General features: G+C 70.9%; 14 protein-coding genes. 10 read left to right on the forward strand and 4 right to left on the reverse strand.

Annotation, left to right across the window (positions count from 1 at the left end; translation table 11 throughout):
• The first annotated feature begins 13 nt into the window (after positions 1–13).
• Together ACHAAC_RS06360 and ACHAAC_RS06365 are read left to right on the forward strand one after the other, a co-directional pair.
• Entirely contained in the window at positions 14–424 is a 411-nt protein-coding gene (locus tag ACHAAC_RS06360) for a DoxX family protein (protein ID WP_435715215.1), read from the forward strand.
• Between the two features lie 52 nt (positions 425–476).
• Positions 477–1,661, forward strand: a complete 1,185-nt coding sequence (locus ACHAAC_RS06365; RefSeq protein WP_435715216.1) for an MFS transporter — start codon at positions 477–479, stop codon at positions 1,659–1,661.
• Here the strand turns inward: ACHAAC_RS06365 and ACHAAC_RS06370 are convergent.
• Positions 1,649–2,530: an alpha/beta hydrolase gene (locus tag ACHAAC_RS06370; RefSeq protein ID WP_435715217.1), complete on the reverse strand. Its 882-nt coding sequence runs from the start codon at positions 2,528–2,530 to the stop codon at positions 1,649–1,651. The genes ACHAAC_RS06365 and ACHAAC_RS06370 overlap by 13 nt on opposite strands.
• A gap of 68 nt (positions 2,531–2,598) precedes the next feature.
• Between ACHAAC_RS06370 and ACHAAC_RS06375 the strand changes: the two genes are divergently transcribed.
• The 6 genes from ACHAAC_RS06375 to ACHAAC_RS06400 all read left to right on the forward strand — a co-directional run bounded on the left by ACHAAC_RS06375 (position 2,599) and on the right by ACHAAC_RS06400 (position 8,362).
• Complete coding sequence (locus ACHAAC_RS06375) at positions 2,599–3,243, forward strand: MBL fold metallo-hydrolase (protein WP_435715218.1); 645 nt, start codon at positions 2,599–2,601, stop codon at positions 3,241–3,243.
• Entirely contained in the window at positions 3,240–4,220 is a 981-nt protein-coding gene (locus ACHAAC_RS06380) for a DMT family transporter (protein WP_435715219.1), read from the forward strand. The genes ACHAAC_RS06375 and ACHAAC_RS06380 overlap by 4 nt, the downstream gene beginning before the upstream one ends.
• A 42-nt stretch (positions 4,221–4,262) precedes the next feature.
• The gene (locus ACHAAC_RS06385) at positions 4,263–5,795 is read left to right on the forward strand and encodes a helix-turn-helix domain-containing protein (protein ID WP_435715220.1); all 1,533 of its coding nucleotides are present in this window, start codon (positions 4,263–4,265) and stop codon (positions 5,793–5,795) included.
• A 25-nt stretch (positions 5,796–5,820) separates the two neighbouring features.
• Positions 5,821–6,612 carry a glycerophosphodiester phosphodiesterase gene (locus ACHAAC_RS06390; RefSeq protein ID WP_435715221.1) on the forward strand — a complete coding sequence of 264 codons (792 nt, stop codon included), beginning with the start codon at positions 5,821–5,823 and terminating at the stop codon, positions 6,610–6,612.
• Positions 6,609–7,922, forward strand: coding sequence for an MFS transporter (locus tag ACHAAC_RS06395; protein ID WP_435715222.1), 1,314 nt, complete (start codon positions 6,609–6,611; stop codon positions 7,920–7,922). The genes ACHAAC_RS06390 and ACHAAC_RS06395 overlap by 4 nt, the downstream gene beginning before the upstream one ends.
• 65 nt (positions 7,923–7,987) lie before the next feature.
• The gene (locus ACHAAC_RS06400; protein ID WP_435715223.1) at positions 7,988–8,362 is read left to right on the forward strand and encodes an RNA polymerase-binding protein RbpA; all 375 of its coding nucleotides are present in this window, start codon (positions 7,988–7,990) and stop codon (positions 8,360–8,362) included.
• Here the strand turns inward: ACHAAC_RS06400 and ACHAAC_RS06405 are convergent.
• From ACHAAC_RS06405 to ACHAAC_RS06415, 3 genes are read right to left on the reverse strand one after another with little or no spacing between them, the layout of a single operon-like run.
• The gene (locus ACHAAC_RS06405) at positions 8,359–9,093 is read right to left on the reverse strand and encodes a polyprenol monophosphomannose synthase (protein WP_435715224.1); all 735 of its coding nucleotides are present in this window, start codon (positions 9,091–9,093) and stop codon (positions 8,359–8,361) included. The genes ACHAAC_RS06400 and ACHAAC_RS06405 overlap by 4 nt on opposite strands.
• A complete protein-coding gene (gene lnt / locus ACHAAC_RS06410; protein WP_435715225.1) occupies positions 9,093–10,583 on the reverse strand; it encodes an apolipoprotein N-acyltransferase in 1,491 nt (496 codons plus the stop codon). Before lnt ends, ACHAAC_RS06405 begins: the two co-directional genes overlap by 1 nt.
• A 10-nt stretch (positions 10,584–10,593) precedes the next feature.
• Positions 10,594–11,673, reverse strand: coding sequence for a M24 family metallopeptidase (locus ACHAAC_RS06415; protein WP_435715226.1), 1,080 nt, complete (start codon positions 11,671–11,673; stop codon positions 10,594–10,596).
• A 124-nt stretch (positions 11,674–11,797) separates the two neighbouring features.
• On the opposite strand from ACHAAC_RS06415, the gene ACHAAC_RS06420 reads away from it, so the two are divergent.
• On the forward strand, positions 11,798–13,339 hold the full coding sequence (locus tag ACHAAC_RS06420; protein WP_435715227.1) for a M20/M25/M40 family metallo-hydrolase: 1,542 nt from the start codon (positions 11,798–11,800) through the stop codon (positions 13,337–13,339).
• A gap of 72 nt (positions 13,340–13,411) precedes the next feature.
• Positions 13,412–14,374, forward strand: coding sequence for a 5'-3' exonuclease (locus ACHAAC_RS06425; protein WP_435715228.1), 963 nt, complete (start codon positions 13,412–13,414; stop codon positions 14,372–14,374).
• Position 14,375: the final 1 nt, after the last annotated feature.

The raw sequence follows: 14,375 nt of genomic DNA on the forward strand, positions 1-14,375 counted from the left end.
CACGCTGGCGGCCATGACCGAGCTCCCGCGCACGATCGCCCGCTGGCTCCTGGCGGCCTTCCTGGTGCTCGCCGGCACCGCGCACTTCTGGAGCCGCGAGCAGTTCCGGGCGCAGGTGCCGCAGTGGTTCCCGGTGGACGCCGACGTCGTCGTCCTCGCCTCCGGCGTCGTGGAGATCGCCCTGGGGCTGGCCCTCGTGCTTCTCCCCCGTCACCGCGCACTCGTGGGGTGGCTCGTGGCCGGTCTTTTCGTGGCGGTCTTCCCGGGCAACGTCGCGCAGTACCTCGAGGGGACCGACGCCTTCGGCCTGGACACCGACTCCGCGCGACTCACCCGGCTGCTCTTCCAGCCGTTCCTGGTGCTGTGGGCAGTGTGGTCGACGGGCGCCTGGCGCCGCCTCCGCAGCCGGCGGAGGACCCCCTAGGCTCATCGGGTGAGTCCATCCCCTCCCCTCGGTCCGACGTCGGATCATCGGCGTGGGTGACGTCCTCGCCACCCGTCGGGCCCGGGACGGCGTGGCGGCGGTCTTCATCGCCAACGGGTTCATCTTCGCCTCCTGGATGGCGCGCATCCCGGCGGTGCGCGACGATCTCGAGCTGTCCCCGGGCCGCCTGGGGGTGCTCCTCCTGGCCATCTCCATCGGTTCGCTCTCCGGTCTGCCGACGGCGGGCTGGCTCGTGCAGCGTCTGGGTGCCAGGACGGTCATCTCCGTCGCGGCGGGCCTGGTGGCCGGTGGTGTGGTCCTCGCCGCCGTGGCTGCCGAGGTGCTCGGGTGGGCGCCGCTGACCGCTGCGGGCCTGGTGCTGATGGGCTTCGGGGTCGGCACCTGGGACGTGGCCATGAACCTGGAGGGCGCCGAGGTCGAGCGGCGGCTCGGCCGCACGATCATGCCGCGCTTCCACGCGGGCTTCAGCCTCGGCACCGTGCTCGGCGCCGGGGGCGGCGCCGTCGCCGTCTGGCTCGGTCTCGGCATCGTCCCCCACCTCGTGGCGGCCGTCGTCGTGGCCCTTGCCGTCACGTGGTCCGCGGTCGGTCGGCTCCTGGCGGCCGAAGCGGGGCCGGAGCCCTCGACCGACGACCACGAGTCCGGTGGGATGCTGCGCGCCTGGCTGGAGCCCAAGACCCTGTTCATCGGGCTCATGGTCCTCGCGCTGGCGCTCACCGAGGGGACCGCCAACGACTGGCTGGCCGTGGCCCTCATCGATGGCTACGCCCTGCCGGAGTGGGCGGGCGCGGCGGGCTTCGCCGCCTTCGTCACGGCGATGACGGCCGGGCGTCTCGTGGGCCCGGCGCTGCTGGACCGGCACGGTCGGGTCGCCGTGCTCTGGAGCACGATGGCGCTCGCCGCGGTCGGTGTCCTCCTGACCGTGCTCGGCGGCAGCACGGAGCTCGCGATCGTGGGCGTCCTGCTGTGGGGGCTGGGGGCCTCGCTCGGCTTCCCGGTGGGGATGAGCGCCGCGGCGGACGACCCCCGCGGTGCGGCGGCGCGCGTCAGCGTCGTCTCGACGATCGGCTACACCGCCTTCCTCGCGGGTCCTCCCTTCGTGGGCTTCCTCGCCGACCGGGTCGGCACGCTGGACGCACTGCTGGTGGTGGCGCTCCTGCTGGTTCCGTCCGCGCTGGTGGTGCCCGCGGCGCGGGAGTCGGCTCAGCGCAGGTGACGACGCACCGCCGAGGCCATCTGCCCCATCAGCCCCCGGGCCTGCGTCGGATCGCTCCCGTCGAGGAAGTAGTGGTCGCGTCGAGGCACGACGACGTGCTCGACCTCGACGCCGGCGGCCCGGAGCCGATGGGCGTAGCCATCCCCCTCGGCCCGCAGTGCATCGTGCTCGGCGGTCAGCACCATGGCCGGCGGCAGACCGGTCAGGGACCCGGCCAGCGCGGGTGACGCGTAGGGCTCGGTGCGCCGGGTCTCGTCCTTGAAGTACGCGGCGCGCACGAGGCGGACCGTCCGCGGCGAGATCATCGGGTGGGCGAGGGTCGAGGGCTTGTCGCTCGTCGAGACGTCCAGCGACGGGACCCCGAGCAGCTGCAACCGGGCCGTGAAGGTCTGCTCGTCGCGGGCGCGCAGGCATGCCGACGCCGCCAGGTTGCCGCCGGCGCTGAAGCCGCTGACGCCGAGCCGTCCGCCGTCGAGTCCCTGGTCCGCGGCGCGCTGCTGCACCCAGGCGATGACGTCGTGCACCTGCTCGTGCGCCACCGGGTAGCGATGCCGCGGGGCCACGGCGTAGTCGACGTTCACCACGGCGACGCCGGCCTCGGCCGCGACGAAGCGGCACCAGAAGTCGTCCATCCGGGGGTGCCGCATGATGAACGCACCGCCGTGCAGGTGCACGAGCACCGGCAGCGGTCCCTCGACGCCGGAGGGTCGGTAGACCTCGCAGGGCACCTCGCCGTGTCGGGTCGGCACCCGCCAGGTGGCCGGATCGGCGACGTCGAGACCTCCCAACCGGAGCGAGTCCCCGTAGCGGACGGTCCATCGCGCCGTGGACCCGCTCAGCCAGGCGTGGAAGTCCGCGTACAGGCCCATGCCCGACGTTCGACACCGCGTGGCACACGGATGGGTGCAGCGCATCAGGTAGAGGGCATCATGGAGCGATGGACATCATGCGCCTCGGGCACGCCACCCTCCTCGTGTCCACCGACGACACCCGCGTCCTCATCGATCCGGGCACCTTCAGCGGACCGGAGGCCTTCGAGCTGACGGGACTCGACGCGATCATCGTGACCCACCAGCACCCGGACCACCTCGATCCCGAGCGCAGCGGCCGCCTGGTGGAGGCCAATCCCGACGCCCTGCTTCTGTGCGACCCCGAGACCGCGGCGCTGCAGGGGTCGGACCGCTGGAACGTCAACGAGGACGGCCGCGAGTGCCGGATCGGCGACCTCGTGGTGCGTGGCGTCGGCAGTCGGCACGCCGAGATCCTGCCTTCGATCCCCCTGGTCGCCAACGTCGGTGTCCTCATCGACGACGGCGCCACGACGCTCTTCCACCCGGGCGACACGTACGAGTACGCACCTCCTGGTGTCGACGTGCTGGCCCTGCCGCTCACCGCTCCCTGGGCCAAGGTGAGCGAGACGGTCGAGTTCGCCGTGCGCGTCGCCCCGACGACCCTGTTCCCCATCCACGACGCGGTGGTGGCCGAGGCTGCCCACGGCATCTACTGGGGCCACGTCGTCGCCCACTCCGGCGTCCGGGACACCCGCCTGCTCGTGCCGGGTGACACGTTGACGACCCCGTGACGGCCCCGACCCTCGACGCTGCAGGGGTGGCCTCGCGGGGACTGCGGATCGCGGCCGTTCCGATCATGCTGCTGGCCGGGGGGCTCGTCGCCGGGCAGTCCGCGCTGAACGGTCGTCTCGCCGAGGGTCTCGGCTCCGGCCCGCGGGCCGCCATCGCCGCAGCCCTGGTGAGCTTCGGGTCCGGGCTCCTGGTGGTGGCCGTGATCACCCTGTCCACCTCCTCCGGACGTGCCGGTGCGCGACGTCTCGTGGTGGCGGTCCGGGACCGCAGGCTGCGGGCACGTGAGCTCGTCGGGGGGCTCTTCGGCGCCTACCTCGTGGTGACGCAGGGCCTCACGGTGGGGACGATCGGCGTCGCCCTCTTCACCGTCGCGGTGACGGCCGGGCAGTCTGCCTCGGCGCTGCTCGTCGACCACCGTGGCCTGGGACCCTCCGGGCGCCTCCCGTTCAGCACGCCTCGGGCGATCGCCGCCGCGTTCGCGGTACTGGCGGTGCTGCTGGCCGCCGGCGAACGGCTCCGCGACGACCTCGACCCGACGCTGGTGCTGCTCGCCGTGCTCCCCCTCCTGGCCGGCGCCGGTGCGGCACTGCAGCAGGCGATGAACGGACGGGTCTCGGCCGTCGGTGGACCGTGGGCGACGACGCTCAACAACTTCATGGTGGGCACGGCCGCGCTTGCCCTGTTCTACCCCGTCAGCCTGCTGCGCCCCGGACGGCTGGACTCCTGGCCCGACACGTGGTGGCTCTACCTGGGCGGCACGATGGGCGTCGGGTTCATCGCCCTGGCCGCGCTCCTGGTGCGCGTGCACGGCGTGCTCGTGCTGGGACTGTCGATGATCGCCGGCCAGGTGATAGCCGCCGAGCTGATCGAGCTGTTCTCCCCCGACCCCCACGTCGGTATCGTCGGCGTGGTGGCTGGGGGTCTCACCGTCGCCGGGGTGGTTGTCGCCCTGCTCGTGCGGCCTCGCCACGCATGACCCCGGGGTGGGGTTATCTCATATCTGAGATAGGATCACGACATGACTGAGCAGGACTACCTCTCGCGCATCGGCACCCTGATCCGCGACGCCAGGCACCACAGCGGACTCACCCAGGCCGAGCTGGCCGATGAGCTGCGCACCAGCCAGAGCGCCGTGAACCGGATCGAGAAGGGCCAGCAGAACCTCACCCTGGAGATGCTCGCCCGCATCGGCACCGCCCTGGACTCCGAGATCGTCGCGATGGGCACCTCCGGACCCAGCCACCTGCGGGTCAAGGGCGGGACCACCCTCTCCGGCACCATCGACGTGAAGTCCAGCAAGAACGCCGGGGTGGCCCTGCTGTGCGCCTCGCTGCTCAACGCGGGCACCACCATCCTGCGCAAGGTGGCCCGGATCGAGGAGGTCAACCGCCTGCTGGAGGTGCTGGGCTCCATCGGGGTCAAGACCCGGTGGCTCAACGACCAGAACGACCTCGAGCTCGTCGTCCCCGCCACCCTCGACCTGGAGTCGATGGACGCCGACGCCGCCCGTCGCACCCGCAGCATCATCATGTTCCTCGGTCCGCTGATGCACCGGGTCGAGTCCTTCGAGCTCCCCTATGCCGGTGGCTGCGACCTCGGCACCCGCACGGTCGAGCCGCACATGACGGCTCTGCGCCCGTTCGGCCTGAAGGTGGTCGCCACCGAGGGCAGCTACCACGCCACCGCCAGCGCCGGCGTGGCCCTGGAACGCCCCATCGTGCTCACCGAGCGCGGCGACACCGTCACGGAGAACGCGCTCCTCGCCGCGGCGCGGTACGAGGGCGTCACGGTCATCCGCAACGCCAGCCCCAACTACATGGTCCAGGACCTGTGCTTCTTCCTGGAGAAGCTCGGCGTGCAGATCGAGGGCATCGGCACCACCACTCTGCGGGTCACCGGTCGCGCGACGATCAACACCGACGTCGACTACGCACCCAGCGAGGACCCGATCGAGGCGATGAGCCTGATCGCGGCGGCCATCGTCACGCAGTCCAGCATCACGGTGCGCCGGGTCCCGATCGAGTTCATGGAGATCGAGCTCGCCCTGCTGGAGGAGATGGGCTTCGCCTACGAGCGCAGCGATGAGTACCCCGCCGAGAACGGACAGACGCGGCTGGTGGACATCACCACCCATCCGTCCACGCTGCGGGCGCCCATCGACAAGATCCACCCGATGCCGTTCCCCGGCCTGAACATCGACAACCTGCCGTTCTTCGCGGTCATCGCCGCGATGGCCGACGGCCAGACCCTCCTGCACGACTGGGTCTATGAGAACCGGGCGATCTACCTCACCGAGCTCAACAAGCTCGGCGCCCGCGTCAAGCTCCTCGACCCGCACCGAGTGCTCGTGGAGGGCCCGACGCACTGGAGCGGCACCGAGCTGGTGTGCCCGCCGGCCCTGCGTCCCGCCGTCGTCATCCTGATCGCGATGCTCGCCGCCAAGGGCACCTCGGTGCTGCGCAGCGTCTACGTCATCAACCGCGGCTACGAGGACCTCGCCGAGCGGCTCAACGCCCTCGGCGCCCAGATCGAGACCTTCCGCGACATCTGACCCCCCACGCCATAGCGTGGTGCTCGTGAAGGCCGACCTCTCGCGGTTCCGCTACTTCGACCACCCCACTCCCCTGCCGATGGCGCACCGCGGTGGTGCGCAGCTGCCCGGGATGGAGCGGCTGGAGAACACGATGGCGGCCTTCCATGCCGCCGACGAGCTTGGGTGCGGCTACCTGGAGACCGACGTCCACGCCTCCCGCGACGCGGTGGTGTACGCCTTCCATGACCTCGACCTGGAGCGCCTGGTCGGCAGCGCCGACGCCATCGCGACGATGGACTCCGCACAGGTCGACGAGATCAGGCTCGACGGGAGCGAGCCGATTCCCCGGCTCACCACGCTGCTGGAGGAGCTGCCGGACGCCCGGCTGAACATCGACGTCAAGTCCGACGCCGCCGTGGAGCCGACCGTGCGGACCCTGCGGGAGAGCGATGCGGTGGAACGCGTCTGCCTCGCGAGCTTCTCCGGGTCCCGGCTGAGGAGGATGCGTCGCCTGGAGCCGCGCGTGGCCACCTCGGCCGGGCCGCTGGAGGTGGCGGCGGTCCGCCTCGCCCCGCTGCGCTGGATGCGGGCGCACGCCGTGCGAGCCGGCGCGCAGTGCCTGCAGGTGCCGGTGCGGCGAGGTCCATTCACGGTCGTCGACGCGAGGTTCGTCGCCCGGGCGCACGACCTGGGCCTGCAGGTGCACGTCTGGACGGTGGACGACCCCGACGAGATGCGATCCTTGCTCGAGATCGGGGTCGACGGCATCGTGACGGACCGACCGGACCTGCTCAAGGACGTGCTCATCGAGACCGGCGACTGGAGACCTGCATGACGGACGTGGCAGTGGGGCGCGAGCGACGCGCGTGGCCGGTGCTCGCCTGGTCCCTGTGGGACTGGGGGTCGGCGGCGTTCAACGCCGTCATCGTGACCTTCATCTTCTCGGTCTACCTGACCGACGCCGTCGGCGAGGACCTCCCGGGACGGATCTCCGCGAGCACCTGGCTGGGCATCTCGATCGCCGTGGCGAGCCTGTTCCTGGCCGTCCTCGCACCCGTCCTGGGTCAGCGCTCGGACGCCGGGGGGCAGCGCAAGCGGTCCCTCGGCCTGCTCACGGTGAGCGTCGTGGTGGTGATGGGCGGGCTGTTCTTCGTGAAGGACGACTACCACTACCTCTGGCTCGGCCTGGTGCTGCTCGCCCTGGGCACCGTGCTGTTCGAGCTGGCCCAGGTGCCGTACTTCGCCATGCTCCGCCAGGTGTCCACCCCCGCGACCGTCGGCCGGGTCTCCGGCATCGGGTGGGGCTTCGGCTACCTGGGCGGAATCGTCCTGCTGCTGATCTGCTTCTTCGGCTTCGTCACGGGTGACGGCGGCTTCCTCGGCCTGCCCACCCAGGACGGCCTGAACATCCGCCTCGTCGCGGTGCTGGCGGCCGTGTGGTTCCTGCTCTTCGCGATCCCGGTCATGCTCGCCGTGCCGGAGCTGCCCGCCACGGCGAGCCCGCTGGAGAAGACGGGCTTCCTGGACTCCTACCGCCTGCTCTTCGCCGAGCTCCGACACATGTGGCGCGAGGAGCGACCGACCCTGGTCTTCCTGGGCGCCTCGGCCCTGTTTCGGGACGGCCTGGCCGGGGTGTTCACCTTCGGAGCCGTGATCGCCGTCTCGGTGTACGGCTTCGAGGCCGACACCGTCATCATCTTCGGCGTCGTCGCCAACATCGTCGCTGCTGCCGGGGCGATCCTCGCCGGCCGCATCGACGACCGGACCGGCCCGCGAGCCGTGATCGTCTTCTCGCTCGTCGCGATGATCCTCGCCGGCGTCGTCCTGCTGTTCGTCTCCGGCTCGACGATGTTCTGGATCTTCGGGCTCGTCCTGTGCCTGTTCGTCGGCCCCGCCCAGTCCGCCTCCCGGACCTACCTCATCCGCCTGACGCCCGTCGGCAAGGAAGGCCAGGTCTTCGGCCTCTACGCCATGACCGGTCGTGCCGCGTCGTTCCTCTCCCCCGCGCTGTTCGCGCTCGCCGTCTTCGTCGGTGGGGACGACCGCTGGGGCATCATCGGGATCATGATCGTGCTCGCCGTCGGCCTCGCTGCCCTGTTCGCCGTGCCGGCCCGGATCGAGGACCGTGCGCTGGAGGTGCGGTGATCCGGTGTTCAGGGGAATCTCATGGCGATGTCGTACGTTGATCAACGGTAGAGAGAGGAGTGACCATGGCTGAACGAGCATTGCGTGGCGCCCGGTTGGGGGCCCAGAGCTTCGAGGACGAGCGCGGCGTCGAGATGGCGCCCCGTCAAGAGATCCAGTACGTGTGCGCCGATGGCCACACCTTCACCGTCACGATGGCCGACGAGGCGGAGATCCCCCTGGAGTGGGAGGACCCCAAGACCGGGCTCATGGGTCGTCTGGTCGACGGTGCGGAGCCGGTCAAGAAGGACGAGAAGCCCATCCGCACCCACTGGGACATGCTGCTGGAGCGTCGCTCGGAGTCCGAGCTGGAGGAGATCCTCACCGAGCGGCTGGAGCTGTTGCGGTCGGGCGAGATCGGTCCGCCGCACCTGCACCGTCGCAAGAAGAAGTCGGCCTAGGCGGCTCGGACCACGCGTCGACGTCGACACAGCCGGCGCTGCAGGCCCCAGAGGGTGACCCGCCACAGTGCCTCGCGCACGATGGCGCCGCTCATCTTGGAGCGGCCGTGCTCACGCTCCACGAAGGCGATGGGCACCTCGAGCGTGGTCAGCCCGGCGGCGTCGACGCGGCGCGTCATGTCGATCTGGAAGCAGTACCCCTGTGAGGCCATCGTCTCGTACCCGATGCGCTCGAGAGTGGCGCCGCGCACCGCCCGGAACCCCGCTGTCGTGTCGTGCACCGGCAGCGCGAGCAGCCTCCGGGCGTACCACGTGCCGCCACGGGAGATGAGCCGCCGGTACCACGGCCAGTTGACGACCGACCCACCCTTCACCCAGCGCGATCCGATGACCATCTCGGCCCCCGGCAGCGCCCTGAGCAGGGCTGGCAGCTCCTCGGGCTGGTGCGAGCCGTCGGCGTCCATCTCCACCAGCACGTCGTACCCGCGGCCCAGGCCCCACGCGAAGCCCGCGCGGTAGGCGGCTCCGAGACCCTCCTTGCCGGGCCGGTGCAGGACGTGCAACCGCGGCTCGCCCGAGGCCAGCTGCTCGGCGATGTCACCGGTGCCGTCGGGCGAGGAGTCGTCGACGATCAGCACGTCGGCGTCGGGCACGGCGAGAAGCAGGCGGGCCAGCACGTCGGGCAGGCTCTCGGCCTCGTCGTACGTCGGCACCACGACGAGGACGCGCATCAGGCCCGTCCCCTGCCCCGCCCGGTGCGCCACCCGAGGATCCAGCCGACCAGGCCGAGGCCGACCAACGTCCACTGCAGGTACGGACCGACCACCAGGGCCGGGGTCCGACCCGATGCAAGCGGCACCTCCACCGAGATCGTGGCCGGCTCGTGCATCGGGGCGCGCTCGACGACGTCGCCGTGGGCATCGGCCACGCCGCTGATGCCGTTCGTCGACGGCACGAGCATCCAGCGTCCGGTCTCCAGCGCGCGCAGGCGCGAGATCTTCCACTGCTGCTCGGGCTGGGCGGTGCCGGTGAAGGCGGCGTTGCTCGTCTGCCCGGAGAGCACCTGCACGTCCTCACCGGCGGCGTCCCGGATGATGCCGTCGTAGGCCAGATCCCAGCAGATCGATCCGCCGACCACGAGGCCGCCGACCCGAAGCGGTGCGGAGTCCTCCCCCGGCAGCATGTCGCGAGGGATGTCGCGATCGACGCGCGGGACGATGTCGCCGAGCAGCTGGCGGAACGGGACGTACTCGCCGTAGGGGACGAGCTTGCGCTTGACGTAGCGACTGCCGGGACCGTCCTCGTCCCACACGACGCTGGCGTTGTAGGCGGTGTCGGAGGTGGGTCCGTCCAGCAGCGCCCCGATTAGGATCGGCGCACCGATCCGGGCCGACGTGGCCTCGATCTGGGCCTGCACCGTCTCGTTGGTGAACGGGTCGACGTCGACGGTCGTCTCCGGCCACATGACGACGTCGGGCCTGGGGACCGTTCCGTCCTCGACGTCCCGGGTCAGACGTCGGGTCTCGGCCAGGTGCAGGGCGAAGATCTCCCCACGCGGCCAGGAGAGGATGGCGCCGGGGACGTCGCCCTGGACGAGGGCGACGTCCGCCGTCCCGTCCTGTCCGGTCACGCCCGTCGGCAGGACGGCACCGACGAGCATCGTCGTGAGGATCGCGCCGGCGGCCAGCGCGCGGTGCAGGACCGCTCCCCCGCAGAGCACCACCAGGCTCGCCGCGACGACGAACATCACGGCCGAGAGCCAGGGCATGCCGCCGATGCGCACCCAGGCCTCGAACGGGGTGTCGATGGCCGTGTGGCCCAGCCGTCCCCACGGGAAGCCGGTCAGTGGGAAGGAACTGCGGAACCACTCGCCCGCCACCCAGACGGCTGCCCCCCACAACGGCCACCACCGCAGGCGCAGGGCGGAGCGCAGCGGGATCGCGATGATCGCGAAGACGCCCACCTGCGCGAGCACGAGCGCGACGTAGGCGCCGTTGCTGACGGCGTTCATCCACCAGATGAGCACGGCCATGAAGCTCAACCCGTAGGTCGCCCCCACCGCGAGCACCAGGCGTACCCGGGCCTGGTCCAGTCGGCGGAGCACGACGACCAGCACGGCCACGCCGAGCACCATCGCGTACGGGACGGTGAAGGGATCGAACGCCGCGGCGGACAGCAGTCCGGCCAGGACGGTGAGCGGCAGGGCCCAGCGGGCCCTCACGATCGTCTCGTCACAGGACGACGAGCTCGCGCGGACGCTGGTTGAGGACCTCGAGGCCGTCGTCGGTGCAGACGGCGATGTCCTCGATCCGCGCACCCCACCGGCCCTCGGCGTAGCAGCCCGGCTCGATCGAGAAGGCCATCCCGGGCTCGAGGACCAGATCGTTGCCGGAGACGATGTACGGCTCCTCGTGGGTCTCCTGCCCGATCCCGTGGCCGGTGCGGTGGATGAACAGGTCGCCGTAGCCTGCCTCGGTCAACAGCTCACGACCGACGGCGTCCACGGACTCCGCAGTGACCCCCGGGCGAGCGTGCTCGCGCTGCGCGGCCTGGGCGGCCTCGAGCGCTGCATAGGCGTCGAGGTAGTCGCTCGGGGCGCCCCCGCCGATGACGTAGTTGCGAGTGGAGTCCGAGCAGTAGCCAGCGGGGGTCGTGCCGCCGATGTCGACGACGACGGGCTCGCCGGCCCCGATGACGCGGTCGGAGACCTCGTGGTGGGGCGAGGAGCCGTTGGGCCCGGACCCGACGATGACGAAGTCGACCTGCACATGGCCCTCCTCCACGATGGCACGGGCGATGTCGGCACCGACCTCGCGCTCGGTACGGCCCACGCGCAGCCACTCACCCATGCGAGCGTGGACCCGGTCGATGGCGGCACCGGCCTGGCGCAGGGCCTCGATCTCGGCGGGTTCCTTGCGCATCCGCAACGCCTCGATGACGGGCCCGGCCAGCATGACCTCCGAGTGCGGCATCCGGCGCTGCAGCTCGAGCACGCGGGCCGCCCACATCTGGTTGTCCACCGCGATGGCGCCGTCGGCCACGAGCGACGTGACGAGCGCGAAGGGGTCGTCGGTCTCACCCCACGTCGCCACGGCGACCTCGACCCCGGCGGCCTCGGCCGCGGCCCGCTCCAGGGCCGGGACGACGAGCGTCGGCTCCCCCTCGACGGGCAGCACCAGGCAGGTCAGCCGCTCCAGCGGCTTGGCGTGGTAGCCGGTGAGGTAGCGCAGGTCGGCGCCGGGCGTGATGAGCATCGTGGAGACTCCGCGGGACGTCATCTGCTCGCGGGCCCTGGTCAGTCGAGAAGTCACCGCTCGAGCCTATCGGGCACCACGCAGGCCACCCGGCCAGGTTGAGTCGACGCTGGCCCCGAGCCGGGACCTCACCTAGTGTGTGGGGACCATCACCACATGATCGGGGGATCAGATGCGCAGAATGATCGCTGCCACCGCGGCCGTCTTCTTGTCAGCAGGCCTTGTCTCCGCCGTCCCGTCCGGGGCGAGCGGGACCAACGACGACAAGGTCAACACCACCAAGCTCACCAAGGCCGTCCAGGTCAACGGAGTGCTGCAGCACCTGCGGCAGCTCCAGGTGGTCGCCAACCGCAACGACGGCAACCGGGCCTCCGGCCTGCCGGGCTACGAGGCGTCGTCCACGTACGTCGCCAAGACGTTGCGACAGGCCGGGTACAAGGTCCGCAAGCAGACCTTCACGTTCCCGTTCTTCTCCGAGGACTCACCGACGACGCTCACGCAGCTGTCGCCGCAGGAGCGAGACCTCGAGACGGCGATCTTCACCTACTCCGGATCCGGGGACGTCTCCGGTCCGGTCGTCCCGACCAACGACCTCCTCATCCCGGCGCCCGAGCAACCCGCCAGCACGTCGGGCTGTGAGGCCGAGGACTTCGAGCCGGCACCGAGCGAGGACGCCATCGCGCTCATCCAGCGCGGTTCGTGCGACTTCGGGCTGAAGGCACGCAACGCCGAGGCCGCCGGCTACGAGGCCGTGATCATCTTCAACGCGGGCACCCCGCAGAACACCGAGCTCAGCATCGGCACCCTCGGAGAGCCCGTCGACATCCCCGTCGTGGGCCTGTCCTACGAGGACGGCGTGGCCCTGGCCGAGGCGGAGTCGCCGACGGCGCAAGTCGTCACCGACACGACGATCGACCTGGAGCGGGAGACCCACAACCTCATCGCCGACTGGCCGGGCACCACCAAGAACGATGACCAGGCGGTCGTCGTGGGGGCGCACCTGGACAGCGTCGCCGACGGTCCCGGAGTGAACGACAACGGCACGGGCGTCGCCGGCATCCTGGAGGTCGCGGAGGAGATGGCCGAGACCGGCTACACCAAGCGGCTCCAGCGTCCGGTGAGGTTCGCGTTCTGGGGTGCGGAGGAGCTTGGCCTGCTGGGTGCACAGCACTACGTGGACACCCTGTCGGACCGCAGCCGCGCGAAGATCTACGCCAACCTGAACTTCGACATGCTGGGCTCGTCGAACTACGTGCGACTCGTCTACGACGGTGACGGCTCGGAGTTCGACCTGGCCGGGCCGGCCGGCTCGAGCCAGATCGAGGACGTCTTCACGGGGTGGTTCGACGACCAGGACCTGGAGACGGACCCGACCGCGTTCGACGGACGGTCCGACTACGGCCCGTTCATCGAGTACGGCATCCCCGCCGGCGGCCTGTTCAGTGGCGCCGACGACGTGAAGACGCAGCGTCAGGCGGAGGTCTACGGCGGCACCGCCGGCGAGATGCTCGACCCGGACTACCACACGCCACAGGACACGATCGACAAGATCGACACCACGGTGCTGGGTCAGCTGACCGACGGGGCCGCACACGCCGTGGCCACGCTGACGTTGTCCAAGCAGGGTCTGTACGGGGACGGCGCCCGCCGCTCCGACCAGACCAAGTCCGCCCAGCCGATGAAGGGGTCGAAGGACTTCCAGGGCGACCTGGCGCTGCGCTGACGCTGCACGACATAGGCTCGACGCCGGTACCCCGTCCCCGGGGTGCCGGCGTCGTCCGTTCCGGGAGGTCCCATGTCATCGCAGGTCCCATCACGGGTCTCATCGGGGGGACGGCTGCTCCTGCTCGACTCCGCGAGCCTGTACTTCCGCGCCTTCTACGGGGTCCCGGACTCCATGAAGGCTCCTGACGGGACGGTCGTCAACGCGTTGCGCGGGCTGCTGGACTTCGTGGCCACGCTCACGACGCAGCACTCCCCCGACGCGATCGTGGCGTGCTGGGACGACGACTGGCGCCCCCAGTGGCGGGTCGACCTGCTGCCCTCGTACAAGACACACCGGCTGGCCGACCCGGAGGCCGTGGCGACCGGGGAGGCCGTGGCCGAGGAGTCGCCGGACCTGTTGACACCACAGGTGCCGCTCATCGCCGAGGCCCTCGGGATCCTGGGCATCCCGGTCGTCGGTGCACCCGGCGCGGAGGCCGACGACATCATCGGCACTCTCGCGAGGTTGTGGGAGGGCCCGGTGGACGTCGTGACCGGAGACCGTGACCTCTTCCAGCTGGTGGATGACGAGGCCGAGGTCCGGGTGCTCTACACGGCCCGCGGTGTCTCGCGCGCCGACGTGGTCGACGCGGCGTGGATCCGAGCCAAGTACGGCATCGAGCCGTCACAGTACGTCGACTTCGCCACGATGCGTGGTGACACGTCCGACGGCATCCCCGGGGTGAAGGGGATCGGCGAGAAGGGTGCCGCCACGCTGCTGGCCGACCACGGCGACCTGGACGGCATCCTCGCCGCCGCTGCGGACGAGAGCAGCAACCTCAAGCCGCGGGCCCGGGCCTCGCTGCTGGAGTCCGTCGAGGCGATCGCCGTCATGCGTGAGGTCGTCCGGGTGCTCGAGGACACCTGCGACGTGGGGGTCGTCGTGCCGTTGGCCCCGCTCTCTCCGGACCAGCGGGCCGAGCTGGCCGCCTTCGGCGACCGGTGGGGCCTGGGCAGCGTGGTTCAGCGGCTGCAGGAAGCGCTCGGGTCCTGAC

It is taken from the genome of Aeromicrobium sp. CF4.19 (assembly GCF_051262555.1).
In the GTDB taxonomy this organism is placed as follows: Bacteria; Actinomycetota; Actinomycetes; order Propionibacteriales; family Nocardioidaceae; genus Aeromicrobium.